This window comes from Paracidovorax citrulli, from assembly GCF_900100305.1.
GTDB lineage: Bacteria > Pseudomonadota > Gammaproteobacteria > Burkholderiales > Burkholderiaceae_C > Paracidovorax > Paracidovorax citrulli.
This window is the reverse complement of sequence record NZ_FNEY01000049.1, coordinates 1-26259: the sequence shown is the minus strand read 5'-3', so window position 1 is coordinate 26259 and position 26259 is coordinate 1. Positions and strand designations below refer to the sequence as shown.

23 protein-coding genes are annotated in these 26259 nt (G+C 68.8%); 7 read left to right on the top strand and 16 right to left on the bottom strand.

Features of this window, described 5'->3' with window-relative positions; genetic code table 11:
• From BLR99_RS21335 to BLR99_RS21305, 7 genes are all read right to left on the bottom strand, one after another.
• Positions 1–353: isocitrate/isopropylmalate family dehydrogenase (locus BLR99_RS21335; protein ID WP_233427253.1), on the bottom strand; the 353-nt coding region annotated here is incomplete at its 3' end.
• Between the two features lie 21 nt (positions 354–374).
• Complete coding sequence (locus tag BLR99_RS21330; RefSeq protein ID WP_074687507.1) at positions 375–2015, bottom strand: ABC transporter ATP-binding protein; 1641 nt, start codon at positions 2013–2015, stop codon at positions 375–377.
• Positions 2015–2914, bottom strand: a complete 900-nt coding sequence (locus BLR99_RS21325; protein WP_048857648.1) for an ABC transporter permease — start codon at positions 2912–2914, stop codon at positions 2015–2017. Before BLR99_RS21325 ends, BLR99_RS21330 begins: the two co-directional genes overlap by 1 nt.
• Before the next feature lie 32 nt (positions 2915–2946).
• Complete coding sequence (locus tag BLR99_RS21320) at positions 2947–3903, bottom strand: ABC transporter permease (RefSeq protein WP_017438646.1); 957 nt, start codon at positions 3901–3903, stop codon at positions 2947–2949.
• Positions 3904–4147: 244 nt separating this feature from the next.
• Positions 4148–5767: an ABC transporter substrate-binding protein gene (locus BLR99_RS21315; RefSeq protein ID WP_017438647.1), complete on the bottom strand. Its 1620-nt coding sequence runs from the start codon at positions 5765–5767 to the stop codon at positions 4148–4150.
• Positions 5768–5837: 70 nt separating this feature from the next.
• Complete coding sequence (locus BLR99_RS21310) at positions 5838–7127, bottom strand: NAD(P)/FAD-dependent oxidoreductase (protein WP_017438648.1); 1290 nt, start codon at positions 7125–7127, stop codon at positions 5838–5840.
• Between the two features lie 52 nt (positions 7128–7179).
• A complete protein-coding gene (locus BLR99_RS21305; RefSeq protein ID WP_011795299.1) occupies positions 7180–7845 on the bottom strand; it encodes a haloacid dehalogenase type II in 666 nt (221 codons plus the stop codon).
• Positions 7846–8453: 608 nt separating this feature from the next.
• Between BLR99_RS21305 and BLR99_RS21300 the strand changes: the two genes are divergently transcribed.
• The 5 genes from BLR99_RS21300 (at position 8454) to BLR99_RS21280 (ending at position 13314) form a co-directional block, all read left to right on the top strand.
• Positions 8454–9347 (top strand): GNAT family N-acetyltransferase, encoded by an 894-nt coding sequence (locus BLR99_RS21300; RefSeq protein ID WP_048857647.1) that lies wholly within the window; start codon positions 8454–8456, stop codon positions 9345–9347.
• Positions 9348–9415: 68 nt separating this feature from the next.
• Complete coding sequence (locus BLR99_RS21295) at positions 9416–10174, top strand: cupin domain-containing protein (protein WP_017438750.1); 759 nt, start codon at positions 9416–9418, stop codon at positions 10172–10174.
• 34 nt (positions 10175–10208) lie between these two features.
• Entirely contained in the window at positions 10209–11135 is a 927-nt protein-coding gene (locus BLR99_RS21290) for a 2-hydroxyacid dehydrogenase (RefSeq protein WP_017438751.1), read from the top strand.
• Positions 11136–11317: 182 nt separating this feature from the next.
• Entirely contained in the window at positions 11318–12721 is a 1404-nt protein-coding gene (locus BLR99_RS21285; protein WP_011795295.1) for an aspartate aminotransferase family protein, read from the top strand.
• Between the two features lie 98 nt (positions 12722–12819).
• Positions 12820–13314 (top strand): Lrp/AsnC family transcriptional regulator, encoded by a 495-nt coding sequence (locus BLR99_RS21280; RefSeq protein ID WP_011795294.1) that lies wholly within the window; start codon positions 12820–12822, stop codon positions 13312–13314.
• 68 nt (positions 13315–13382) lie between these two features.
• On the opposite strand, the gene BLR99_RS21275 is transcribed toward BLR99_RS21280, so the two are convergent.
• A complete protein-coding gene (locus BLR99_RS21275; RefSeq protein WP_074687506.1) occupies positions 13383–14564 on the bottom strand; it encodes an amidohydrolase in 1182 nt (393 codons plus the stop codon).
• The gene (locus tag BLR99_RS21270) at positions 14561–15259 is read right to left on the bottom strand and encodes an HAD-IA family hydrolase (protein WP_011795292.1); all 699 of its coding nucleotides are present in this window, start codon (positions 15257–15259) and stop codon (positions 14561–14563) included. Before BLR99_RS21270 ends, BLR99_RS21275 begins: the two co-directional genes overlap by 4 nt.
• Positions 15260–15591: 332 nt before the next feature.
• On the opposite strand from BLR99_RS21270, the gene BLR99_RS21265 reads away from it, so the two are divergent.
• Positions 15592–16623: a hypothetical protein gene (locus BLR99_RS21265; protein WP_074687505.1), complete on the top strand. Its 1032-nt coding sequence runs from the start codon at positions 15592–15594 to the stop codon at positions 16621–16623.
• Between the two features lie 55 nt (positions 16624–16678).
• Here the strand turns inward: BLR99_RS21265 and BLR99_RS21260 are convergent, their stop codons facing one another.
• Positions 16679–17797 (bottom strand): PA0069 family radical SAM protein, encoded by a 1119-nt coding sequence (locus tag BLR99_RS21260; protein ID WP_074687504.1) that lies wholly within the window; start codon positions 17795–17797, stop codon positions 16679–16681.
• Positions 17798–17938: 141 nt separating this feature from the next.
• Between BLR99_RS21260 and BLR99_RS21255 the strand changes: the two genes are divergently transcribed.
• Positions 17939–18457, top strand: a complete 519-nt coding sequence (locus tag BLR99_RS21255) for a hypothetical protein (RefSeq protein WP_233427252.1) — start codon at positions 17939–17941, stop codon at positions 18455–18457.
• A 50-nt stretch (positions 18458–18507) separates the two neighbouring features.
• Here BLR99_RS21255 and BLR99_RS21250 read toward each other — a convergent pair whose 3' ends face one another.
• The 6 genes from BLR99_RS21250 to BLR99_RS21225 all read right to left on the bottom strand — a co-directional run.
• Positions 18508–19527 (bottom strand): secretion protein EspV, encoded by a 1020-nt coding sequence (locus BLR99_RS21250; protein WP_233427251.1) that lies wholly within the window; start codon positions 19525–19527, stop codon positions 18508–18510.
• A gap of 256 nt (positions 19528–19783) precedes the next feature.
• Complete coding sequence (gene avrBs1, locus BLR99_RS21245) at positions 19784–21097, bottom strand: AvrBs1/Avra family type III secretion system effector (protein ID WP_233427250.1); 1314 nt, start codon at positions 21095–21097, stop codon at positions 19784–19786.
• A 215-nt stretch (positions 21098–21312) separates the two neighbouring features.
• Entirely contained in the window at positions 21313–22494 is a 1182-nt protein-coding gene (locus tag BLR99_RS21240) for an acyltransferase family protein (RefSeq protein ID WP_046059649.1), read from the bottom strand.
• A 162-nt stretch (positions 22495–22656) separates the two neighbouring features.
• The gene (locus tag BLR99_RS21235) at positions 22657–23610 is read right to left on the bottom strand and encodes an NAD(P)H-dependent flavin oxidoreductase (protein ID WP_011795285.1); all 954 of its coding nucleotides are present in this window, start codon (positions 23608–23610) and stop codon (positions 22657–22659) included.
• A 65-nt stretch (positions 23611–23675) separates the two neighbouring features.
• On the bottom strand, positions 23676–25469 hold the full coding sequence (locus BLR99_RS21230) for an acyl-CoA dehydrogenase (RefSeq protein ID WP_046059650.1): 1794 nt from the start codon (positions 25467–25469) through the stop codon (positions 23676–23678).
• A 127-nt stretch (positions 25470–25596) separates the two neighbouring features.
• On the bottom strand, positions 25597–26259 hold a 663-nt coding region (locus tag BLR99_RS21225; RefSeq protein WP_046059754.1), incomplete at its 5' end, for an electron transfer flavoprotein subunit alpha/FixB family protein.

Sequence of the window (26259 nt, the reverse complement as noted above, 5' to 3'; positions counted from 1 at the left end):
GGGCACGGCACGCCCTCGAACAGGCGCACGGGCCGCAGGTTGATGTACTGGTCGAACTCGCGGCGGAACTTCAGCAGCGAGCCCCACAGCGAGACGTGGTCGGGCACGGTGGCCGGCCAGCCCACGGCGCCGAAGAAGAGCGCGTCCATGCCCTTGAGCTGCTCCTTCCAGTCGTCGGGCATCATCTGCCCGTGCGCGAGGTAGTAGTCGCAGCTGGCCCACTCGAAGGTGTGCAGCTCCAGCGCGATGCCGAAGCGCTCGGCCGCCGCCTGGATCGCCCGCAGCCCCTCGGGCATGACTTCCTTGCCGATGCCGTCGCCGGGCAGCACCGCGATGCGGAAAATGGTTTCCATGTTCTTCCTCGGTTCGTTGGGTTATGCAGCCTGAGCCGCATGGGTGCGGCCCGGGACCGCCCTGTCCTGCTCCTCCAGCCAGCCCTGGCGCAGTTCGGGCACGGAGCGCGCGAGCAGCTCGAAGTACGGGTGGTGGGGACCGCGGTCGAAATCCGCGCGCGCCACCTGGTCCAGCTTGCGGCCGTGCTGCATGACGACGATCTCGTCGCACACCGCGCGCACCGTGTGCAGGTCGTGGCTGATGAAGAGATAGGAAACGCCCAGTTCCCGGCGCAGTTCCGCCATCAGGTCGAGCACCGCGGCACCCACCACGGTGTCGAGGGCCGATGTGACTTCGTCGCAAAGGATCAGGTCCGGATCGGCCGCGAGCGCGCGGGCGAGGTTGACGCGCTGCTTCTGCCCGCCCGAGAGGCCGCCGGGCAGGCGGTCCGCCACGGCGTGGGGCAGCTTGACGATGTCCAGCAGCTGGCGTATGCGCTGCTGCAGCGCCGGCCCGCGCAGGCCCTTGTAGAACTCCAGCGGCCGCGCCAGGATGCGGCCGATGGTGTGAGACGGGTTCAGCGCCGTATCCGCCATCTGGAACACGATCTGGATGCGGCGCAGTTCCTCGCGCTCGCGTTGCGCGAGCGTGGGCTTGAGTTCCCTGCCGTTGAACACCACGGAGCCGGCATGCGCTGGAATCAGGCCGGCGATGGTGCGCGCGAGCGTGGTCTTGCCCGAGCCGGATTCGCCGATCACGCCGATGGCCTGGCCGCGGCGCACGGTGAGGCTCACGTCATCCAGGATCAGTGCGGCCGGACGGCCCTGCGCATCCTTCGGGCCGTAGCCGGCCGACAGGTGGCGCACGTCGAGCAGCACGGCGCCTTCGTCGCCCGCCCCGCCCTCGCGCGCCGCGGGGCGCGCCGCGGCCAGCAGGCTGCGGGTGTAGGGGTGCTCCGGCGCCTCCAGGATGCGCGGCGTGGAATTCAGCTCCTGCATCTGCCCGCCGCGCAGCACCAGGATGTGGTCGGCCATCTGCGCCACCACGGCCAGGTCGTGGCTGACGTACACGGCCGTGGCGCGCCGCTCGCGTACCACGCGGCGGAAGGCGCGCAGCACCTCGATCTGCGTGGTCACGTCGAGCGCCGTGGTGGGCTCGTCGAGGATGACCAGGTCCGGGTCGGTGATGAGCGCCATGGCGGCCATGATGCGCTGCAGCTGGCCTCCGGACACCTGGTGCGGATAGCGGCTGCCGATGGTGTCGGGATCGGGCAGCGCCAGCTCGCGGAAGAGCTGCACGGCCTTCGCCTCGGCCTCGGCGCGCGGCAGGGTGCCGTGGATGCGCGCGGGCTCCACCACCTGGTCCATGAGGGTGCGCGACGGGTTGAACGAGGCGGCGGCGCTCTGCGCGATGTAGGCCACGGTGCGGCCCCGCAGCGCGCGCTGGCGGGCCGCTGAAAGCCCCAGCACGTCCACGTCGCCGATGCGCACGCTGCCGCCGGAGATGCTGCAGCCCTCGCGCGCATGGCCCATGAGGGCCAGCGCCGTGGTGGTCTTGCCCGAGCCGGATTCGCCGATGAGCGCGAGCACCTCGCCCGGCTCGATCGAGAAGCTCACGCGGTCCACCAGCGTCTGGCTGCCCGCGGTGATGTGCAGGTCCTGCACGGTAACGGATGCTCCCATCAGCGGGCTCCTCGTTCGCGGGCGGCACGGCCCGGCAGGTTGTCGATGACGAGATTGACGGCGATGGTCAGGCTCGCGATGGCGATGGCCGGGGCGATCACCGCGGCGCCGCCCTCGGGCAGCGCGCCGATGTTCTCGCGCACCAGCGACCCCCAGTCCGCCTCGGGCGGCTGTATTCCCAGGCCCAGGAAGCTGAGGCTCGCGAGCAGCAGCACCACATAGACGAAGCGCAGGCCCAGGTCCGAGAGCATGGGGCCCAGGATGTTGGGCAGGATCTCGCGCAGCATCACGTAGAGCGTGCCTTCGCCGCGGGTGCGCGCCACGGTGACGTAGTCGAGCGCATTGATGTTCACCGCCAGCGAGCGCGCGATGCGGTAGGCACCGGGCACGTAGATGATGGCGGCGGTCGCCACCAGCATCGCCACCGACGAACCGAAGCCGGCGACCATGATGAGCGCGAACATCTTGCTCGGGATGGCCGTCAGCGTGTCGAGCACCCGGCTCAACACCGAGTCGAGCCGCCCCCCCACGGCCGCCGCCAGCAGCGCGAGCACGGTGCCGGTGCTGCTGGCGATCAGCGTCGCCAGCAGCGCCACGCCCACGGTGTAGCGGGCGCCATGCACGACGCGGGCCAGCATGTCGCGGCCCAGATAGTCCGTTCCCAGCCAGTGCGCGGCGCTGATGGGCGCGAACACGTCCGTGCCCCCGCCCGAGGCCGAGGGCGGGCCGCCCAGCAGCAGGGGACCGACCAGCGCGGCCAGCATCCAGAACAGCAGCACGGTCAGTGCCAGAAGGCCCAGCGGACCGAGGCGGGCCAGCCAGCGCAGCGCGCGGGGCAGGCGCCCGTGCCGGGCCGCGGGCGCCGCAGGCGCGCCGGGCGAAGGAGATACGGTGTCCATCGGGGGGAGCTCCTTGGTCGGAATGCGGAATGTCAGCGGTGACGCAGGCGCGGATTGGCGACGATGCCGCACAGGTCCGCCAGCGTGACGAGGATCAGGTAGCCCGCGCAGAAGATCATGGCGCAGGCCTGCACCAGCGGCATGTCCCGCTGGGTCACGCCGTCCACCATCAGCTTGGCGATGCCGGGGTAGTTGAAGATGGTCTCGATGATGATCACGCCCCCCAGCAGGTACGACAGCGACAGCGCGACCGCGTTGGCGATGGGTCCCACGGCGTTGGGCAGCGCATGCGCCATCACGGTGCGCAAGGGCGAGGCGCCCTTGAGCCGGACCATTTCGATGTAGGGTGCCTGCAGCTGGTCGCTGACGGCCGCGCGGGTCATGCGCATCATCTGCGCCACGATCACGCAGCACAGGCTGAGCACGGGCATGGCGAAGGCGCGCAGCATCTGGCCCACGGACTCGATGTCGTTCACGTAGGACAGCGCGGGCAGCCAGCGCAACTGCACGGCGAACACCAGCACGGCGAGAGTGGCCACCAGGAATTCCGGCACGGAAACCACCGCCACCGCCCCGGTGGAGACCACGCGGTCGAACCACGAGCCCCGCCACACCGCGCAGGCAATGCCGAGCGCCAGCGCGATGGGCACCGAGAAAAGCGCCGTCACCGCGGCGAGCAGCAGCGAATTGGGCAGCCGGCTCGCGATCAGTTCGCGCACCGGCATCTGCGTGGTCGCCGAAGTGCCCAGGTCACCCCGGACCGCTCCGCCCAGCCAGCGCGCGTAGCGCAGGGGCGCGGGCACATCCAGCCCCATCTGCGCCCGCAGCGCGGCCAGCGCCTCGGGCGTGGCGTCCTGTCCGAGTTGTTCCTGCGCCGCATCGCCGGGCAGCACGGCCGTGATGGCGAACACCACGGCAGACACCGCGAGCAGCGACAGCAGCGCGAGCAGCACGCGCTGCACCAGGAGCTTGAGAATCACACGATTCATGAAGGGTCCGATCCGTATCCGTTTTCCATCGCATTGCGCGCCACCCGCAGCCCGTGCAACCGGCGCGGCGCCACCCGTCCGACGGCCGCGGAGCGGGCCACGCCAGCAGACGCCGTGGAACCGGCTTCGCCGGGCCAGTGGCGCCGCTCCCCTGCCTGCGCAGGCCCGGACGTGCCCGGGGAGCTGCCGGCTCTGACGGCCGCACGGAAGCGGCGAAGCCGCTCAGGGGGGAGTGTCTTATGTTTCAAGCCTCCAGCCAGACGTGCTCCGCGAACGCATAGCCCATCATGCCGCCCAGCGGGATCGGCGACAGTCCCTTGAGCTTGGACGAGTGGCCGTCGATGCTGGCGAGGAACAGCGGGATGCCGATGCCCGCTTCCTGATGGATCATGGTCTGCATGTCGGCATACATCTGCTTGCGCTTGGCCTGGTCGGTTTCGGCCCGTGCGGCCAGCAGCAACTGGTCGAACTGCGCGCTCTTCCAGCGCGACTCGTTCCATGCAGCGTCGGACTTGAAGAACTGCGTGAGCAGGGTGTCGGCGCTGGGGCGCGGGTTCACGTTGCCGAAACCCACGGGGTTGGTCAGCCAATGGTTGGACCAGTAGCCGTCGGCCGGCATGCGCTTGACGTCCAGCTCCAGGCCGATGCGCTGGCCCGCCTGCTGCAGCAGCAGCGCGATCTCGGTGGAGTACATGGCCGCGGGCGACGTGACCACCGGGACCTTGCCCGTCACGCCCGACTTCTGCAGGTGGAACTTGGCCTTGTCCAGATCGAAGGTGCGCTGCGGCAGGCCCGCGAAGTAGAAACGATTGGTCGGATCGATGGGCTGGTCGTTGCCCAGCACCGCGTAGTCGAGCGCGATGGTCTTCTTCATCTGCTCGCGGTCGAACAGATGCTTCATCGCCAGGACGAAGTCCGGGTTCGCGCCCGGGCCCATGTCCTTGCGCAGGATGAGGTCGGAATACTGCCCCGACTGCGTGGTGAAGATCGCGTAGCCGGGCGTGCCCTTGACGCGGGCCACCGCGCGGGGATTCACCGAGGCGACGAGGTCCATGCCGCCGGACAGCAGCGCGTTCACGCGCGCGGTCTCGTCGCCGATGCCGACGAACTCGATTTCGTCCAGGTAGGGCTTGCCGGGTTTCCAGTAGGCGTCGTTGCGCACCACCAGGGAGCGCACGCCGGGCTTGAATTCCCTGAGCTTGTAGGGGCCGGTACCGATGCCGGCATTGAAGTCCGTGGTGCCGTCCTTGACGATGTGGAAGTGGAAGGTGCCCAGGATCACGGGCAGGTCGGCGTTGGGCTGCGACAGCACCACCGTGACCTCGCCGGGGCCGGAGACCTTCACGCTTTCGATCTGGTCGGCCAGCACCTTGGCCTTGGAGGCCGTGGCGGGGTCCTTGTGCCGCATGAGCGAGAACACCACGTCCTCGGGGGCCAGGGCCTTGCCGTCATGGAAGACCACGCCCTTGCGCAGCTTGAACACCCAGGTCTTGGCATCGGCCGTGGAGTGCGACTCGGCCAGCACAGGCTGTGGCGTGAGGCTGCCATCCAGCGAGAACAGCCCGTTGTAGAGCATGTTGCCGCGCGAATAGTCGGTCTGGTTGGACTGCTTGGCGGGGTCCAGCGTGTCGGTGGCGGCCGCGGTCGCGCCCGCCACGCGGATGCGCCCTCCCCGCCGGGGCGTCTGGGCATGCGCGTTGGCGGCCATGGTGGCCAGGCCGCCCGCCAGGGACGCCTGCATGCCCCCCGCGAGGAACATGGCCAGCACGTCGCGGCGCGAGGCGCCGCGCGCCAGCGACTGCATCACGCGCTGGCTTTCGGCAGGGCCGACGAGGCGGTCGAACTCGGGGATTTTGTCGCTCATGGTGGACTCCTTGGGGCCTGGGAAAAAAAGGGAAGGGACGGTGGAGAAAACGGGTGGGTGGCGGCGGGCGTCAGCCGATCCGGTCCTTGAGGCGGTAGTACAGCCCCACGGCCGGCAGGAACCAGGGCGGCCCGAGATGCCCGGGAATGGCTGGCCACTCGCGGCCGCGCCATGGATTGGCCGCGGCATTGCCGGCCATCACCTCGGCCATGCACTGGCCCATGTGGACGGACATCTGCGTGCCATGCCCGCTGTAGCCCATCGAATGGAAGACGCCGTCGCGCTCGCCGGCATGGGGCAGGCGGTCCTGCGTCATGTCCACGAGGCCGCCCCAGCAGTGGTCGATGCGCACCTTCCCGAGGTGCGGAAAGGTCTCCGCGAGCCCCTGGCGCAGGATCTCGCCGCTGGCCGCATCCTGCTGCGGGCTGGAAACAGCGAACTTCGCGCGTCCGCCGAACACCAGGCGGTGGTCGGCAGTGAGCCGGAAGTAATGGTGGATGTTGGCGATGGTCACGTAGGTGCGGCGGCCGGCCAGCAGGGCCTGCGCGCGCTCCGCGCCCAGCGGCTCGGTCACCACGATGAAGCTGCCGATCGGCACGATGCGACGGCGCAGCCAGCCGAACGTGCCGTAGCCGCCGTGGCGCGAGGCACCGGTGGCCAGCAGCACCTGCTTCGCCTCGACCGTGCCGCGGGAGGTGTGCAGGCGGTGGGCCTGACCCTGCAGCCGCTCGAGGCGGTCCACGCGGGTATCCAGGTGGATCTGCGCGCCGCGGCGCACCGCGGCGCGGGCCAGGCCCTGGGCGAAGCGCCCCATGTGCATCTGGCCGCTGCGCTTGTAGAGCAGGCCGCCGATGAAGCGGTCGCTCTGCACTTCCGCGGCCACGAGGTCCGCGTCGAGCACCTCGACGTCGGTATCCACGCCATCGGCGATGAGCCGTTCCGCGCTGCGCCGCAGCGCGTCCAGGTGCTGCGGCCGGGTGGCGAGCTTGAGCTTGCCGTGCCGCAGGAAATCGCAGTCGATGGACTCCTCGCGCACCAGCCGCGCCACCGTGTCCACCGCGGCATCGTAGGCGTGGTACCAGGCGCGTGCCTGCTCCACTCCGACGCGGGCGGCCACGTCCGCGTAGTCCACGGCCAGCCCGTTGTTCACGTGGCCGCCATTGCGCCCCGAAGCCTCGGGCGCCACGGTGGCCCCCGCGTCCAGGACCGCCACGCTGGCGCCTTTGCCCGCCAGCGCGTGGGCAGCGGACAGTCCGGTGAAACCCGCTCCCACGATGGCCACGTCCACCCGGGCAGGCAGGCCGGGCGTGGGCACCGCCAGGGGCGGCAGTGAATCGAGCCAGTAGGAATCGAGCTTCATGGCGGGCAGGTGTGCGGACAGGGTTTCAAGGGGCGGAGGGGGAAAGGGCGCGTCAGAGCCCCACCACGCCGGGCAGGCCGCCGATGTCCTGGATCTCGGTGTAGCGGTAGGCAGGGTTGCCGGGGCCGTGGCCGCGGTTCACGAACACCTTGTGGACGATGCCGATGTCGTCGGCCGACATCAGGTCGTAGCGCAGGCTGGAAGACACGTGCAGCACGTCCTCGGGATTGCAGCCCAGCGAGTCGAGCATGTATTCGAAGGCCTTGAGCCGGGGCTTGTAGGCCTGGGCCTGCTGCGCGGTGTAGACGCGGTGGAACGGCGCGCCCAGCATGGCCACGTTCTTCTGGATCTGCTCGTCGGCAGCGTTCGAGAGGATGACCAGCGGAATCTCCTTGGCCACCTTGGCGAGGCCGGCCGGCACGTCGGCGTGGGGGTCCCAGGTGGGCACGGCGTCGTAGTAAGTCTGGCCGTCGGTGTCGAAGTACTGGATCTTCCACTTCTTGCACAGGCGGCGCACGGCATTCTTCAGCACCACCTCGTAGGGCTGCCAGTCGCCCAGCACTTCGTCGAAGCGGTAGGCGGTGAAATCGGCGATGAACTGCTCCATGCGCTCCGCCGGAATCCGATCGGCGAACAACTCGCGCGTCAGCTCACCCATGCGAAAGCGGGTGAGCGTGCCATAGCAGTCGAAAGTCACATACTTGGGACGAAAAGTCATGGTTTCTGTTCCTTCATGGGTTCGGTGGTCGAACGTCGCTGGCCGCACCGTTGCTTGCCGATTTGCGACAAAGTGATGTCGAAGACATTGGAGCACCGCGCTTCGCAGGAAGTGTTGGGAAATGGGGGGGCCGCACGCTACAAACCGATGCATTGCGGGGAAGGTTCGGCATCTCGTGTCGCGCGCACAGCCCGGGTGCCACGATGCACCATTGGTGCGCAGCAGCAAATTCCGGCGGCACGCTTTTGAGGCGCGGACGGACCGCGACCGCCATGGCCGCATGCACCGCGGCGGGCGCGCATGCCGCCGGTGCCCGCGTGCGGACACGGAAGGGGACGGCTGCGGCGCGACGGAAAAGGTGAGCGTGGTCTGGCATGGCGTGGATGCGCGGACGACCCGCGCAAGACAACGGCGATAGGAGTCCGATGCTAGGCATCCGGGCCGGTATTTGTGACCGTAAGCACCACACAGGCCGCAGCAAATTGCAAAGCCCCCCTTCCCGACAGACGATGCTTGCAAGTTGCGGGCAAACCCCAATCGGCCGCTGGTGCGATGCGGCGATGTCGCCGAAGATCGGTGCCAATTTCCTTGCTGCGAGGTGCCTTCCGATGTCCCGAACTCCCGCCGTCCTCCTCTCGCCCGCCGCCACGGTCGCCGATGACGGAGTCGTGCTGCGTCCCATGACCGCCGCCGACCTCCCGCAGACGCACGCCCTGTCTGCCGAACAGCGCTGGCCCCACCGCCCCGTGGACTGGGAGCAGATGTTTGCCCACAGCCAGGGCCTCGTGGCCGAGCGCGACGGCAAGATCGTGGGCACGGCGCAGCGCTGGCTGTGGGGCGAGCGGCACGGCACCATCGGCCTGGTGATCGTGTCTCCCGCATGCCAGGGCCGCCGCATCGGCCACCGCATGCTGACCGCCCTGCTCGAAGGAATGGACAACCGCACCTTGCTGCTCCAGGCCACGGCCGAGGGCCGGGGCCTCTACGAGCGGCTGGGCTTCGTGCGCACGGGAGAGATCCGGCAGCACCAGGGCACCGCCCAACCCACGCCCCTGATCGCGCTGCCCGCGGGCTGGCGCCTGCGGCCGGCGGGCCTGAACGAAGCGCATAGGCTGCACCAGCTCGACGAAGAGGCCTGCGGCATGCCCAGGGCCGCGCTCATCGACGACCTGCTGGCGCAGGCGAGCGCTTGCGTGGTGCTGGACCACGAAGGCACCCCGAAAGGCTTCGCCATGCTGCGCCGCTTCGGCCGCGGGCATGCGATCGGCCCCGTGGTCGCGCCCGATGCGGAAGGCGCCAAGGCCATGATCTCCCACCTGGCGGGCATGAACGCCGGACACTTCACCCGCATAGACATCGATTTCGCCTCCGGCCTGAGCGAGTGGCTGGAAAGCATCGGCCTGCTGCGCGTGGACGCGCCGACCACCATGGTGCGAGGCACCCCTGCGCAGCCATCCGGTGGCATCCGGCTCTTCGCCCTCGTCTCCCAGGCCCTCTGCTGACAGGCCACCGGGCTTGCCGCCGCATTGCGGCACCCCCTTCCGTTCCACCAACGCATCGAGCAACCAGCATGTCGATCCCGCAACACGCCGCGCCCATCGCGGCCCGCACGCCCACTTTCATCGATCTTCGCGAGTTCTCGCGGGACACGAGCCAAGGCATCGTCCCGGCAGCCGGCGCAGGAGACGATCCGTTCCTGTCCCGCCGGCGCATCCTGGACCGGGCGCCAGGCCCGGTCACGGCCGGCGTCATTGCGCTGGATGCCGGCAGCGGCTCGGTGGCGAGCCTGCCGGGCGATGAGTGCATCCTCGTCACGGAAGGGCAACTGACCCTGCGGCAGCCGCAGCAGGACGCTCCCCTGGTGCTGGGCCCCGGCCAAAGCGCCGTGATTCCGCACGGCGCGGCCTTTTCCTGGTCGGCGCAAGGACCGGTATCGCTGGTCTTCACACGCTACAACCGCAGCCAGCCGGGCGACGGCGCCATCGTGCCGGTCCGGCAGGCGCCGGAACTCAAGCCGTCCGGCTCGCCGCCGCCCGACCTGCTCACCACGCCTGCGCCCTCGTGCCGCAACTTCACCGACTACACCAGTGCCGACGGCGAATTCATGTGCGGCACCTGGGATTCCACGCCCTATGCGCGCCGCCCGCTCTTCTACCGCCACTACGAACTGATGTACCTGCTCGAAGGCAGCGTGACATTCGTGGATGGGCAGGGGCGCACCCGCACGTTCTCGAAGGGCGACATCTTCCTGGTCGAACAGGGCGCCAGCTGCAGCTGGGACAGCCGCGACCACGTGGCCAAGCTCTACGTGATCTATCGACCCAAGTGACACGCGCCACCCAGCGCCCAAGCCGCGAGTCACCATGAGCTTTCTCTACAAGTCCGACCCCGTGCGCGGCGCGGTGTGGGCGGAGCGCTTCGCGCTGGCGATGCCGGACCTGCCGTTCCGCATCTGGCCCGACGTGGGAGATGCACGCGACGTGCGCTACCTCGCCGCCTGGGAACCGCCCCAGGATCTGGCCGCGCGGTTCCCGAACCTCGAAGTGCTGTTCTCGACCGGTGCCGGCGTCGATCAGTTCGACTTCTCCGCCCTGCCCCCGGGCCTGCCCATCGTGCGCATGGTGGAGCCGGGCATCGTGCAGGGAATGGTCGAGTACGTGACGATGGCCGTGCTGTCCGTCCACCGCGACCTGCACACGTACCTCGGCCAGCAACGCGCGAAGAGCTGGCAGCCGCATCGCGTCCATCCCGCGTCCTCGCGGCGCGTCGGCGTGCTGGGCCTGGGCACGCTGGGCCGCGCCGTACTGGAACGCCTGCACGGTTTCGGTTTCGCATGCGCGGGCTGGAGCCGGTCGCCGCAGCGCATCGAGGGCATCGCATGCCACGCCGGCCCCGACGGACTGCGCGGCTTCCTCGCACGCACCGACATCCTCGTCTGCCTGCTGCCACTCACCGGCGACACCCGGGGCATCCTCTGCAGGCAGTTGTTCGACCAGCTGCCGCGCGGCGCCACCGTGATCAACGTGGGGCGCGGCGGCCACCTCGTGCAGGACGACCTGCTCCACGCGCTCGATGCCGGCCAGTTGGCCGGGGCCATCCTGGACGTGTGCGAGCCCGAGCCGCTGCCGCCGCAACACCCGTTCTGGACACACCCCAAGGTGGTGCTGACGCCGCACATCGCGAGCATGACCCAGCCGGAAACGGCCGTGGACGCGCTCATCGACAACCTGCGGCGGCACCGCGAGGGCCTGCCGATGGTCGGCCTCGTCGACCGGAGCCGGGGCTACTGACCCATGCCGGGCCCGTGCCGGCCCGCGAAACGATGTGCTGTCCAAACCCCAACAACCGCAGCCTGCTGTAAGCAGCGCCCCCAAACCAGCACCACGCGATCGGGCAATCGTCCTAACCTTGGAGACATAACGGCAGGTACCGCAGCGCCTGCACCTCTTCCCCGCCACCTACGGACCACCCCATGACCCACTCCGAAGCCCTTCCCCAGATCGCAGCGCTGGACGCACTGGACCGTGCCCATCTCATCCATCCGGTCGCTCCGTGGCGCACCCACGAGGAACGCGGCCCGAACATCCTCACCGGGGCGAAGGGCATCTGGCTCACCGACGGCAAGGGGCACCAGCTGCTCGACGCTTTCGCGGGCCTGTGGTGCGTGAACGTGGGCTACGGACAGGAGAGCGTGGTTCAGGCCGCCGCCGGGCAGATGCGCACGCTGCCCTACGCCACCGGCTACTTCCACTTCAGCAGCGAACCCGCCATCCGCCTGGCCGACAAGCTGGTGCAGATCACGCCCGCATCGCTGCAGCACGTGTACCTCACGCTGGGCGGGTCCGAGTCGGTCGATGCGGCCGTGCGGTTCATCGTGCAGTACAGCAACGCCATCGGCAAGCCGGGCAAGAAGCACTTCATCGCGCTGGAGCGCGGCTACCACGGCTCCTCGTCCACCGGCGCGGGCCTGACGGCGCTGCCCGTCTTCCACCGCGGGTTCGACCTGCCCCTGCCCACGCAGCACTACATTCCCTCGCCCAACCCCTACCGCGCCGCCGACCCGGCCGACGGGCAAGCCATCATCGACGCGTCCGTGGCGGCACTGCGGGCCAAGGTGGCCGAGCTGGGCGCCGAGAACGTGGCGGCTTTCTTCTGCGAGCCCATCCAGGGTTCGGGCGGGGTCATCGTGCCGCCCAGGGGCTGGCTCAAGGCCATGTGCGAGGCCGCGCATTCGCTGGACATCCTGTTCGTGGTGGACGAGGTCATCACCGGTTTCGGCCGCACGGGCCCCATGTTCGCCTGCCAGGCCGAAGGCGTCGAGCCCGACCTGATGACCGTCGCCAAGGGCCTGACCTCGGGCTACGTGCCCATGGGCGCCACGCTCATGAGCCACCGCATCTACTCCGCCATCGCCGACGGCGCCCCTAGGGGTGCCCCCATCGGCCACGGCGCCACCTACTCGGCCCATCCCGTGAGCGCGGCGGTGGCCCTGGAAGTCCTGCGCCTGTACGACGAAGGCGGAATACTGGCCAACGGCCAGCGTGTGGCAGCAGCGTTCGCGCAGGGCCTCGACGATCTTCTGGCCCACCCCCTGGTCGGCGACTCGCGCCACCGCGGCCTGCTGGGAGCGCTGGAACTGGTCAGCAGCAAGACCACCAAGGCGGGCTTCGACGCGGCACTGGACCTGCCGGCGCGCATGGCGGCCACCAGCTACCGCAACGGCATCGTGTTCCGAGCGTTCGGCGACAACATCCTGGGCTTCGCCCCGGCCCTGACCTTCACGGAATCGGACTTCGGCCTCATGTTCGAGCGCGTGAAGAAGACCCTGGACGACGTGCTGGCCGTACCCGAAGTGCGCGCGGCCCTGAAGGATTGATCCAGGGGCCGAACGGGTATAAATCCTGCTGCGCCCCTGCGGATCGCCATGTTGAATAGGCCATCCTTTCCCCTCTCTTTACGCGCCTGGAGCCCGCGATGACCGAAGCCTTCAAGATCGACCGACTGGACCTGCGCATCCTGGCGCAACTGCAGAAGAACGGGCGCATGACCAACGTGGACCTCGCGGACGCGGTCGGCCTCTCGCCCAGCCCCTGCCTGATCCGCGTCAAGCGCCTGGAACAGGCGGGCTACATCGCCGGCTACGGCGCCCACCTGCGCCTGGAGAAGCTCGGTGACACCCTCACCGTGTTCACCGAAGTCACCCTCTCGGACCACCGCCGCGAAGACTTCGCGCGCTTCGAGGCGGCGCTGCGCGAAGTGGACGAAGTGCTGGAATGCCACCTCGTGAGCGGCGGCTATGACTACCTGCTGCGCTTCATCACGCGGGGCGTGAACCATTACCAGGAAGTGATCGAAGAGCTGCTGCAGCGCAACATCGGTATTGCGAAGTACTTCAGCTACATCGTCATCAAGTCGCCGTTCACCAAGACGCACTGTCCGATCGAGAGGTTGTTTCCGCATCAGAGGTGAGTTTCTTTCGAGGGCGGGGGGCCGGGGCCACGCCCCGGCGGGCGCACATCCCGCCCCCCGGGAAGAAATCACCCCGACAACGCCCGCCTCGCCACCTCGCAGAACCACCGCACCCCCAACCCCAGCGCCTCGTCGTTGAAGTCATAGCAGGGATGGTGCAGCGGCCTCTCCCCCTCCGGCCCCGGATCCGCGCGCCCCTGCCCCAGCCAGAGGTACGCCCCTGGTCTGCGCTGCAGCATGAACGCGAAATCCTCCGAAGTGAACGCCGCGCGCGGCGCCACCTCGGCCTCCAGCCCGATGGCGGCCGCGGCCTCCAGCGCCAGCGCGGCCTCGGGAGCGGTATTGATGGTGGCCGGGTAATAGCGCACGTAGTCCACCTCCACCGCGGTGCCGCTCGCCAGCGCGATGCCCTCGCAGGCGGCACGCAGCGCCGCCTCGATCCCGTCCTGCGCGTGCGGATCGAAGCTGCGCACCGTCCCGGTGATGCGCACCTCGGCGGGCAGCACGTTGTGGCTCTGGCCACCCTCGATGCGCGTGACGGATAGCACGGCCGATTCGCCGGGGTCGATGCGCCGCGACACGATGGTGTTGAGTTGGGCGACGAGCTGGCTCGCCGCCAGGATGGCGTCGGGCGTGTGGTGCGGCTGCGCCGCGTGGCCGCCGCGGCCGCGCACGGCGATATCGAAGCGGTCCGCCGCCGCCATGATGGGACCGGGCCGCGTGCGCGCAGCGCCCAGGGGCAGGTCGGGCCAGTTGTGCAGCGCATAGACGCTGTCGCACGGAAAGCGCTCGAACAGGCCGTCCTCGATCATGCGGCGCGCGCCGCCCTGCCCCTCCTCCGCGGGCTGGAAGATGAAATGCACCGTGCCGTCCAGGCCACCCGCGCGAGCGAGCTGGCGCGCCGCGCCGATCAGCATGCTCGTGTGCCCGTCGTGCCCGCAGCCATGGTGGGCGCCCGCATGGCGGCTCGCATGGGGCGCACGCCCCAGTTCCACCATCGGCAGCGCATCCATGTCGGCCCGCAGGCCCACACGGCGCGAGCCCGTGCCCATCCGCAGCGTGCCCACCACTCCCGTGCCGCCGATACCTTCGTGCACCTCCAGGCCCAGCAGGCGCAGCGACTGCGCCACGATGCCGGCCGTGCGGCGCTCCTGGTAGGCCAGCTCGGGATGGGCATGCAAATCGCGGCGCAGGGTGACCAGATCGGGCAGCAGGTCGGCCACGGGCCGCGCAACGTCCTTCAGGCTCATTGCCCCGCCTCTACCGCGTCGGCCAGCTGCGCCAGCGTCAGAAAATGGTAGTCCGGCACGGTGTGCTCGGATTCGATGGTGCCGCCGGAGCCCTCCATGCCGTGGCGCCGCTCGATCCAGCAGCTGCGGATGCCCAGCCGCCGCGCGATGCCGATGTCATGGTACTGGCTCTGCGCCACGTGCAGATTGTCCGCCTGCCGGAAACCCCAGGCGGCTTCATAGCGGCCGCGCGCATAGGCGAAATAACGTGCGTCGGGCTTCTCGCACAGCGCATCGTCGGCGGACAGCAGCAGGTCGAAGGGCGAGCCGAGCGTGCGGTCGAAATGCGCCAGCGCCCACGCCTGCGCATTGGTCATCGTCACCAGCTTGAAATGCCGGCGCAGGCGCTGCAGCGCCTCGGGCGCGTCCGGGAACGCCGGCCAGCGCGGCACGGAATCGCGCAAACCCTGTGCGATCGCATCGCTGTCGGGCAGGCCCAGTTGCGGTGCGATCGCATGCCAGCAGCGCACGAGGTCATCGGGATACGCATCGGTATCGCCGCTCTTCCTGGCCGTGCGGTACGCCGCGAGGAACGCCTCGTCGGACACGGGCGAACCCGGCGCCGCCTCGCGCAGGTAAGCCAGCATGCCGCCCTCGAAATCGATGAGGGTGCCGACGACGTCGAAGGTGAGCACTTTGAAATCACGCAAGGCCATGGGTTGAACTCCTGGGTAATTGCCAACAACGGGGAGGGAACGGAACGGAAAGAGGGAACCAGGCGGCTCGCCATGAGCGGCGGTGCGGCCCATGCCATGGCGGCATGCCCTGAGCTTAGGATTTCCCTCCGTGCGGGGGCGGCCGAAACCGGCGCTGCAACCGCAGCGAATTGCGTTTTCGCGGCACTGTCCGCAGATTGTTTGCCTGCGCCAGGGACGGAGACTTCGCGCAGGCGCATGCGCGTTCGCCCGGGTCCGCCACCCCGGGGGACAGCCGTGCAGCATGGACCGGAAGGCACATCCTCCGTTCCACCCCCATCCACCGTACGACCATGAAAAACTCCATCGGCCGTCTATTCCACTACCGCAGTTCCACCTCCAGCAGCCAGGTTTCGCAGCCTCGCGCGCCGTCAGCGCCGCCCGCCGGTGCCGGCGGCGCGCGCAGCCGGCGCGCGGATGGCGCAGGGCTGCTGTCGTTCCTGCGCCCCCGGAGCACCGCGCGCGGCGCCGAAAGCCCGCCCTCCCCGTCCTGGTCGCCTGCTTCCCCGGATGCGCAGCTGCACCGCGAGCAGGACATCCAGGCAGCCGTCGCGCACATGACTACCCATGCGGCCCCCCGGCGCGTACGCATGACCCTGGCGGAGGCACTGCAAAGGACCGCCGAGGAGGAAGCCGCTGCCGCCCGGCGGCAAGACAGCGGTAGCGCAAGCTTCGATATCGACGCCATTGACGATGCGGACATCGAGGCCGTGATCGACTCGCTCCGGGTATCGGGCACCGCCGTCACGCCCGGACACGGTGCCACCAGCGCCGCCATGGAACAAACACCGCGCAGCGGCACCTTCGCACCGGGCCGCGACGTCACCGCCGAGGCGGCCAATGCAGCCGCCGCACGCAAGGCCGCGGCGGGCCGCTCCTACTTCGACTATGCACCGCACGAAGACCGCCTGACCCACCGGGAACGCAAGACGATCCATTCGCTGACGAAGAGCACCGCCCGCAAAGTCGGCCCGGCCGGGGTACCGGGCGAAAGGAGCCCGTCCATCGCCGATTACCGGCGCGGCGCGCTGCCCCCGCACAGGGAATCGCCGATCCCCAGCCTGGAGACCGTTCCCGAGGAGTCGTCCTCAGCCTCCACCGCGGCCCCGGCACCACCGAACTCGTCATCGTCATCGTCCCGGACCTTCTACGACGCGCGCAGCGCGTCACTTTCGGAAAACGAGGAAGAAGCCGCCGACACGCCAGCCACCAACGAGGCCGCAACCTCGGCCGCCACCGCCCTGCGGGACAGCCCCATGCTGCGCCGCTGGATCGACGAGCTTCCCCCGCCGCCGTACGTTTCGGAAGCCCGCCGCCGCCCCTGACGACGGCCGGCCGCAGCCGTGGCCCGGATCCATGGCGGGGCCGGACAGCACGATGTCAGAACAGGCTCCCCTGCCCTCTCGCCAGCCCCGGCCGGTACTGCGCCATGTCCAGCTCGGTGCGCTCACGGTTCAGCCCCAGCCGCCGGCACGCGGCCATGAACCGCTGGCGCAGCAGGTCGGCCCACAGGCCCGAGCCCTTCATGCGGGAGCCGAAGCGGCTGTCGTAGCTGCGGCCTGCGGCGCGCGCTTCGGCGTCCAGGCCGTGCAGGTCCTGGATGCGCGCCATCACGCGCCCGGCGCGCTGCGGGTAGTGCAGGCCCAGCCATTCGCGCATGAGGCCGTCCAGCTCCCAGGGCAGGCGGATGGCGGTGTAGAAGGCCGAGGTGGCGCCGGCATCGCGGGCGGCTTCCAGCACCTGCTCCATGTCCTCGGTAATGAACGGAATTTGCGGTGCCACGCTCACGCCGACGGGAATGCCCGCCTCCACCAGGGTGCGGAGGGTGCGCAGCCGGCGGTGCGGGGCCGCGGCGCGCGGCTCCAGCCGGCGCGCCAGCACGGGGTCGAGCGTGGTGATCGTCACGTACACGGCGGCCAGGCGGTCGCGCGCGAGCGGCGCGAGCAGGTCGATGTCGCGCTCCACACCGCTCGACTTGGTGATGAGCGAGAACGGATGGCGCACGTCGCGCAGCACCTCGATGACGGCCCGCGTGAGGCCCAGGTCCCGCTCCACGGGCTGGTAGCAGTCGGTCGCCGAACCCACGTTGAGCAGGTGCGGCACGTGGCCCGGGCGCGCGAGCTCGTCGCGCAGCACCTCGGCGATGTTGTGCTTGGCGATGATGCGGGTCTCGAAATCCAGCCCGGGCGACAGGTTGAGGTAGCTGTGCGTGGGCCGCGCGTAGCAATAGACGCAGCCGTGCTCGCAGCCGCGGTAAGGATTGACGGAATGGTCGAAGAAGATGTCGGGCGAATCGTTGGCGCAGATCGCGCTGCGCGCGGTTTCCAGGATGACCTCGGTGGAAGGCGGTGCCGCGGCGCCGCCCTCGCCTTCCTGGGCCGCGGGACCGCCCCAGCCGTCGTCGAACGCCGAGCGCGCGTCGCGCGCGAAGCGGTGGGGCGTACGTGCCGCCGTACCGCGGCCCTTGATGCTCTGCAGGGGGATGTGGACTTCGGTCATGGGCAGCTCCGGATGTACCAAAAAAAACTGTATGAATATACAGCCGTCGGATACACTGTGCGCAGCAAGAGATTTCCCGCCATGGCACAGTGGCGGATATCCCGGTGCTCCCCTGCCCCGTTTCACCTGTCCCCCTCTGTCATGAACCCGCCTTCTGCCGCATCCGCAGTGGACCCCCAGGTTCCGGCGCCCCTGCCGGAGGCCCTTCCGTCGTCCGGATTGCCGCACGAAGGCATGCCAGCGCCGGCATCCGGGCCGGCCCGCATGCGCCAGGTGGCCGAGACCGGCTGCGCCGCTACCCGGCGCTGGCTGCGCGGCGACTGGACCCCCGAGTGGTTCTGCGCCTTCCTGGCGGGCAACCGGCGCGAGCAGGGCCGCTTCCGTCAGGAACTGGCCACCATGCGCGGCTCCGTGGCCTGGCTGCTGCGGCAGCGCCGCCAGGGCCGCTGGAGCGCCGAAGAGCGCGAGCGCCTGCGCGGCCTGATGCGCTCGGCCTCGTCCGTCAGCCCCTATCTGCTGATCTGGGCGGTGCCGGGATCGATGCTGCTGCTGCCGTTCATGGCGTGGTTCATCGACTGGCGCCGTTCGGTGGCCGAAAAGGGACCGGCAGTAGCAATGCCACCCGGCGAAGAAGCGGCCACTCCTATCGAACGGGACTGACCGCCGGCCAGCGCTGCAGGTCAACCTATCAGGAGTAGCCAGTCCCGATGTCAGGAGACGGGGCTCAGCAGTAGCTCTTTGCGTACGAGATCGAGGCGAGCCTTCGCCTCCGAAGTCAGCCGGCCCAGCGACTGCTCGACGGCCCCTTCGTCCGCCGGATCGACACCTTCGAGCGTCAAGCGGACTCCGGCGTCAATCTCCGCATAACTGTGGGAAAAGACCTGGTGCGCATCCACCTCCTTCGGCGGCAGGCCTGCACCGGACCGCACCCGGTTCATACCGCGAGCCATGGTCACCGATGGACTCGACCCTTCGGTCCGGAAGAACTGCAGGGACAGATCGACCATCGCATCCATTCCAGCTTGCGAATCCAACCCGGGCGCCATCCAGGGCAACTTGGCCCGGTCGGCGGCATAAAGGGTGGTCAGAGCGACGTCGGACGACGAGCCGGAAGTTCCAGTCATCACGGGAATGCCGGCCTCATCCCTCAAGCGAGAGCCTGGGTCACGGGACAAATCGGTGCCCCCTGGCGTTTTCGTGGGATGGGTCTCGCTGCGCTTCGCGTCATGGCGGTGGGCAGAACGATGGGATTTCCGCTCCCCGATCTTCAAGCGTGATGCCAGCAGAAGAGACTCCTGCAGCGTCTCGAAGCCGGTTTTCGATTGCTCCCTGGTGAAGGGGCCTTCCTCGCCCCGAATCATCATGGCAAGGGCCGAGGCAGCCGTCGGCGACACCGTCCAGGCACGAGGACGGGCATAGGGCGAAGACGGTGCAGGCACCATGGAGCCTTCGGCTTCAGCCGCCAGACGCTCCCTGTCCGTGTTCGTGTCCTGCAAAGCAGTCTCTGCACGCCAGACCCCGCGCTCCAGATGGCACATCCAGGCGGATTGCCTGGATACCGCGGACAGTACGTTCTGCAAAGAAACGTCTGCCCGGTCTATCAGTGCTTTCTCGGCGTCGATATAGGCAAGATAATTTTCTGCGCGCGCCCGCAGGTGTTCTTCGGAGACATACCGGTTGTTGGACAGGGATTGGGAGAGAAATTGCCGGATTGCCGAAGAGGCATCCATGTCCATCTCGCGGCACCGGCCAGCCACATGGGCTTGGCTGAAGCTGGCGGGCCCGCTGGATGCGGATCCCGGTGCCTGGCCAGCCGGGCGCGGGCGGGAAGCCAGCCCTTCCGGTGCCAATAGAGCCGGTCGCGGCCTTGGAGTTGCCTCTGCGGCCACGTGCTGGCTGGTACCAGCCTGAAGGTCTTGCGCAGATCGGGCAATCAAGGAAGAGGCGGCGGGGGCGGCGTTCGATCCGTATGGACGCGGGATGGATTCAGGCAACATGCTGCACCTTGGAGGAAAGGAACAAACGCAGACCTTGCAAGATGTCTTCAGCCGAAAAATCCTGGCTACCGAGCGTTCGGATTCTGCTTCCCTGGTCCTGGAACCTGTATGTGCACAGGGAAATACCCTCGCGAAGCTGCTCGCATATGCCTTCCAGGATCTGCTGCCGCTCTCGCGCATCAATGTCCTGAAGACTCTCCAGCGTGGAATCCAGATCGCGCACGGCCCCGTCCGGCGACCAGGACATCTGGCGGGCAAGAAAGGCGTTCAGCGCGTGTCCGTCGATACCTTCGCTTTCGAGTTCGCGCGCCATGGCAGACATCTCCAGGTTGAACTCCACCATCGTGGCAATGGCGACAGCTGGAGACGCGCCAGCTTCCAGCGCACGGGCGTCCCATAACTCGAGCTTGGCGCAATACTCATTGTGGTGCAGGATTTCTCCGGGCCGCCCGGCCTGCAGCATGCGCATGTCCCTTGCCAGTTCCTGGGGTGAATGCGAAAACCCCTCCGAAGGCCTGTCCGGGATCTGCTTCATGAACGGGCGGGATTTGCGCTCCAACATCTCCAGCCGTGCTGCCTGGCTCAGTTGAGGTGCGGCTTTGGCGTATTCCTCGTCGAATCCCTTGTTGGAAGAAAAGGAATGGATGTCGCCAAAACCCGTGCGTCGATGCAGTTGAGGATGGTGCGAACCCCAGGACGCCTGCTCCGGAAGGTACACGAGCGATGGCAGACCTTTCCATTTGGGACGGTGTCGCCTTTCCATGATGGACACCATGCTGCCTTGGGCGTCTGGGGCAATCACGCACGATGGGGTCATGACGATGTCCCGCTCCAGCACCCGATTCGCCAGGGTATCGACTTCTCGCTTGGCGGGCGTCTTTCCCGATCCCCCGAAATGCTCGGTGGCCTCCTGATCGCAAGAGAACCGCAGCGTGCGAATCATTGCCGCTTCGCCATTGGCAAAACGCTCCTGCAACATCTCTGCCCCGCGTGTCACGCGGGGCAATACCGGATCTGCAGCGCGATGGACCGACACACCCTGCGCGGCCGCAGTGCTGGCTTTACTGTAGATTCGCGCCACATCCTGCACCTGCCTCTTTTTCTCCAGCATCTGCTCCAGCTGGATACGCGCTCTCGGGGCCAGCCGGTTGCACGCCCTGCCGCGTGCACGAAGGTGCGGATGTGTGGGCAACGTCTCTGGTGCTTCGCGAACATGGGGATCCGCCTGCGTGCCCGCCGAGGAATCCATATGCCATTGAAAAGGTAAGGACGGGAGTCGATGATTATTGGGTCCTTCAATCATTAATAGCTTTCTTCAATAGAACAATCCATCTAGTATCGGAAAATCTATCAAATGACAGCGCGGAAGCGCGAAGCTTCCACCAGCCAGCCGAATGGCGTGGTTGCAGTTGACCGAATGCGCCGAAGCCCCTGCAGCAGACAACTGCCGGGCCGGCCAAGCTCAAGAGCGGCACGGCGGTGAACGCCACCTTGGTCGCAACGTCCCGCCCGACCGGCTCACCCCAACCGGCCTGCAGCCAGCATCACCACGCCCGCCCCTACGACGCCAGCCTGCCAGCGCAGTGCAAGTGCCCACGACGGCATGTGGCGTTCGACCCGTTCGTAGAGTAGTTTCCCTGCCGCTACCGACAGCCCCATGGCGCCAGCCATGCCCAAGGCATTCATGGCAGGCGAACTGGGCCAAGCCGCGGTGACGGCCGCATTGACCAGCAAACACACAGGAAAGTGCACCAGGAATACCGAGTAGGAAATGCGGCCGAGCCGTGCCAATCCATAGCACCAGGCGGACTGCGCCCGATGCGCCGCGGGCACGCCGGCTCGCTGCAGCACCGCGCGACCCTCCTGCCAGCGCAGCAGCACCACCAGCCCGAGTCCCGTGCACCACGCCACCGCGATGCGCTCCCGGAAATCCAGCGCCAGCGCCACCGCGCCCCACAGGCCGATCAGCACCAGCCACGCGCCAGCGGCGCGGCTGCCGCGAGGTGCAGCCACGGCCCAGCGCGCCATCATGCCCAGGCCATAGGCACCGAAGAAATACACCGCCCAGGCATCGAGTGACGGATGGCGGTTGAGCTCCCAGAGCGACAGCGCCGTGGCCGCGGCCACGGCCACCCGGGCCGCCGGCTGGGTGCAGCCGCGGGCTCGCACCGGCAGCACGCGGGCACCGTGGCGCGCGGCGGCCACCAGCAGCGCCGAGAGCACGAAGAGCTGGAAGTCGATCGCCACGTACCAGACCCCGGCCGACAGCGCCTCCTGGCCCGCGATGTCCTGCAGCATCAGCGCGTTGGCCAGCAGTTGCGGCAGGCTCGGCTCCGCGGGCACGGAAGGATGTTTCAGCCAGGGCCGCACCGCCGCCGCGGCCAGCACGGCCAGCACCAGGGCCACGGCATACGGCACCGCGAGGCGCACGAAGCGCCGCCCGATCTCCGGTGCGGTGCCGTTCCAGCGTGGCCCTCCGGCCGCCGCCAGCCGCCCCGCCGCCAGATAGCCGCCCAGCACCAGGAAGACCTGCACGGCCATGCGGCCATAGTCGGCCAGCCAGGCGATGAGGCCCGGCATCAGAGGCTGGGCCACTTCGGACATGGGCCCGTAGAAGGCCAGGTGGTGTGCCACGATGGTGGCGCAGGCGATGCCCTTGACCGAATCGATCAGGGTGTTGCGGGACGGTGGGGACGGCATGCGGAAGGCGCGCGCACGGCAGCGCACCCGTACAGGGCAGCGCGATGTGCGAGGAGCGGTTCTTGGTGTTGTGTAGGGCCGGGGGGGAGGGGCATTATTTTGCCCCAGTACGGCGCCGAGGGATGCCGCTTCCGCCCGGAGCGCGGAAAGCGCCGCTGCCGTTCAGAGCGCCAGGCGTTCGCGGGCCGCAGTGTATTCGCGGCGCAGGCGCCCGACCAGCTCGGCCGCGCCCGTCACTTCGGTGATCGCGCCGATGCCCTGCCCGCAGCCCCAGATGTCCTTCCAGGCCTTCTTCGCATCGCCACCGAAGTTCATCTTGCTGGGATCCGATTCGGGCAGGTGGTCCGGATCGAGTCCTGCGGCACGGATGGAAGGCGCGAGGTAGTTGCCATGCACGCCCGTGAAGAGGTTGCTGTAGACGATGTCGTCGGAGTTGCCATCCACGATGGCCTGCTTGTAGGCCTCCTGCGCGCGCGCCTCGTGCGTGGCGATGAACGCCGAGCCGATATAGGCGAAGTCGGCGCCCATGGCCTGCGCGGCCAGGATGGCGCCGCCGGAGGCGATCGAGCCCGAGAGCGCCAGCGGCCCCTCGAACCACTGGCGGATTTCCTGGATGAGCGCGAACGGGCTCTTGATGCCCGCGTGGCCGCCCGCGCCCGCCGCCACGGCGATCAGGCCGTCGGCACCCTTCTCGATGGCCTTGTGGGCGAACTTGTTGTTGATGATGTCGTGCAGCACCACGCCGCCCCAGCCGTGCACGGCCTGGTTCACGTCCTCGCGCGCGCCCAGGGACGTGATGACGATCGGCACCTTGTACTTGGCGCAGACCTCCATGTCGTGCTCCAGCCGGTCGTTGCTCTTGTGCACGATCTGGTTGATGGCGAACGGTGCGGCGGGCGATTCCGGATGGGCGCGGTCCCAGGCCGCGAGCGCTTCGGTGATCTCGGCGAGCCATTCGTCCAGCAGTTCGGCAGGCCGGGCGTTGAGCGCCGGCATGGAGCCGACGATGCCGGCCTGGCACTGCGCGATCACCAGCTTCGGATTGCTGATGATGAACAGCGGCGAGCCGATGACCGGCAGCGAAAGTTTCTGGAAAACGGGCGGCAGGGTGCGCATGGGAAAGTCTCCGGTTTGTCGTTCTGGGGTGTCTGTCGATGGCAGCGGGTGCGGAAGCGGTTCGCTCAGAAAGCGTCCAGCGCGAGCGCCGTCACGCTGGCCGCGCCTTCGACGATGGCGTCCCGCTGCGCCTTCGTGCGCACCAGGATGTGTTCGGCATAGAAGCGCGCCGTGGCCACCTTGGCCTGCAGGAAGGCCGCGTCGCCCTGCCCCTCCGCGAGCAGCGCCCGGGCCTTGAGCAGCGCGCGGCCCATCTGCCAGCCCGCGACCAGGTTGCCGGCCAGCATCAGGTAGGGCACGCTGCCCGCGAAGGCGGCGTTGGGGTCGGACTTGGTGTTCGACGCGATGAAGCGCGCCACTTCCTCGAAGGCATCACAGGCCTCGGCCAGTCGCTTCGCCACGGCCCCGGCTTCGGGCGTACCGGCCGCGCGCAGTTCGTCGGCCGTTGCGCGGGCCTGCACGGCGACGCCGAGCGCCGTGGCCGCACCGTCGCGCGCCGTCTTGCGGCCCACGAGGTCGTTGGCCTGGATGGCCGTGGTGCCTTCGTAGATCGGCAGGATGCGCGCGTCGCGGTAGTGCTGCGCCGCGCCCGTCTCCTCGATGAAGCCCATGCCGCCGTGCACCTGCACGCCCAGGCTGGTCACTTCCAGGCTCATCTCGGTGCTGTAGCCCTTCACAAGCGGCACCATGAATTCGTAGAACGCCTGGTTCTGTTTGCGCACTTCCGCATCGGGATGGTGGTGCGCGGCGTCGTAGGCCGCGGCGGCCACGCTGGCCATGGCGCGGCAGCCTTCGGTGAGCGCGCGCATGGTCATGAGCATGCGGCGCACGTCGGGGTGGTGGATGATGGGCGCGCTGCCCGGCAGGCTGCCGTCCACGGGGCGGCTCTGCACGCGGTCGCGCGCGTACTGCACGGCCTGCTGGTAGGCGCGCTCGGCCACCGCGATGCCCTGCAGGCCCACGGCGTAGCGTGCCGCGTTCATCATGATGAACATGTATTCCAGCCCGCGGTTCTCCTCGCCGACGAGGTAGCCCACCGCCCCGCCCGCGTCGCCGAACTGCAGCACCGCCGTCGGAGAGGCCTTGATGCCGAGCTTGTGCTCGATGGAGACGCACTGCACATCGTTGCGCGCCCCCAGGGATCCGTCGGCGTTCACCAGGAACTTCGGCACCACGAACAGGCTGATGCCCTTCACGCCCTCCGGCGCGCCGGCCACGCGGGCCAGCACCAGGTGCACGATGTTCTCCGCCATGTCGTGCTCGCCGTAGGTGATGAAGATCTTCGTGCCGAAGACCTTGTAGGTGCCATCGCCCTGCGGCTCGGCGCGCGTGCGCACCAGGGCCAGGTCCGAGCCGGCCTGCGGCTCGGTCAGGTTCATGGTGCCGGTCCACTCGCCCGTCACCAGCTTTTCCAGGTAGGTGGTCTTGAGTGCGTCGCTGCCGGCGGTGATCAGCGCCTCGATGGCGCCGTCGGTCAGCAGCGGGCACAGCGCGAAGCTCATGTTGGCGCTGTTGAGCATCTCCGCGCAGGCCGCGCCGATGGTCTTGGGCAGGCCCTGGCCGCCGAAGTCCACCGGGTGCTGCAGGCCCTGCCAGCCGCCCTCCGCGAACTGCCGGAACGCGTCCTTGAAGCCCGGCGTGGTCGTCACCTGGCCGTCCTTCCAGGACGACGGGTTGCGGTCGCCCGCCACGTTGAGCGGCGCCACCACGCCCTCGTTGAAGCGCGCGCATTCCTCCAGCACCGCCTGCGCCGTGTCCAGGCCGGCCTCCTCGAAGCCCGGCAGCGCGGCGACCTGCGCGATGCCCGCGAGGTGCTCGATGGCGAACAGCATGTCCTTGACGGGGGCGGTGTAGCTCATGGGAATGTCTCCGGAATCGATGAAAACGGCCGCGGACCGGACGGGCCGGGCAAAAAAAAGGGCACCGCATGCGATGCCCTCGTGGGGGCCCTGCCGGCAGCCTGCGGCTCCGTCGGGGCCGCCAGGGTCAGAGGGACTTCACGAGTTCGGGCACGGCGGTGAACAGGTCCGCCTCCAGCCCGTAGTCGGCCACGCTGAAGATCGGCGCCTCGGCGTCCTTGTTGATCGCCACGATCACCTTGGAATCCTTCATGCCCGCCAGATGCTGGATCGCGCCCGAGATGCCCGCCGCGATGTAGAGCTGCGGCGCCACGATCTTGCCCGTCTGCCCCACCTGCAGGTCGTTCGGTGCATAGCCCGCATCCACCGCCGCGCGGCTCGCGCCGATCGCCGCGCCCAGCTTGTCCGCCAGCGGCGTCATCACCTCGTTGAACTTCTCCGCGCTGCCCAGCGCCCGGCCGCCCGAGACGATGATCTTGGCCGCCGTGAGCTCGGGCCGGTCGCTCTTGGTGACCTCGCGGCCCACGAACTGGCTCTTGCCGCTGTCCGCGGCCGCATCGGCCTTCTCCACCGCCGCCGAGCCGCCCGTCGCCGCCGCGGCGTCGAAGCCCGTGGTGCGCACCGTGATCACCTTCACGCTGTCGCTGCTTTGCACCGTGGCGATCGCGTTGCCCGCGTAGATCGGGCGCTCGAACGTGTCCGGGCCGTCCACCCTGGTGATGTCGCTGATCTGCGCGACATCGAGCTTCGCCGCCACCCGCGGCGCCACGTTCTTGCCGCCGGCCGTGGC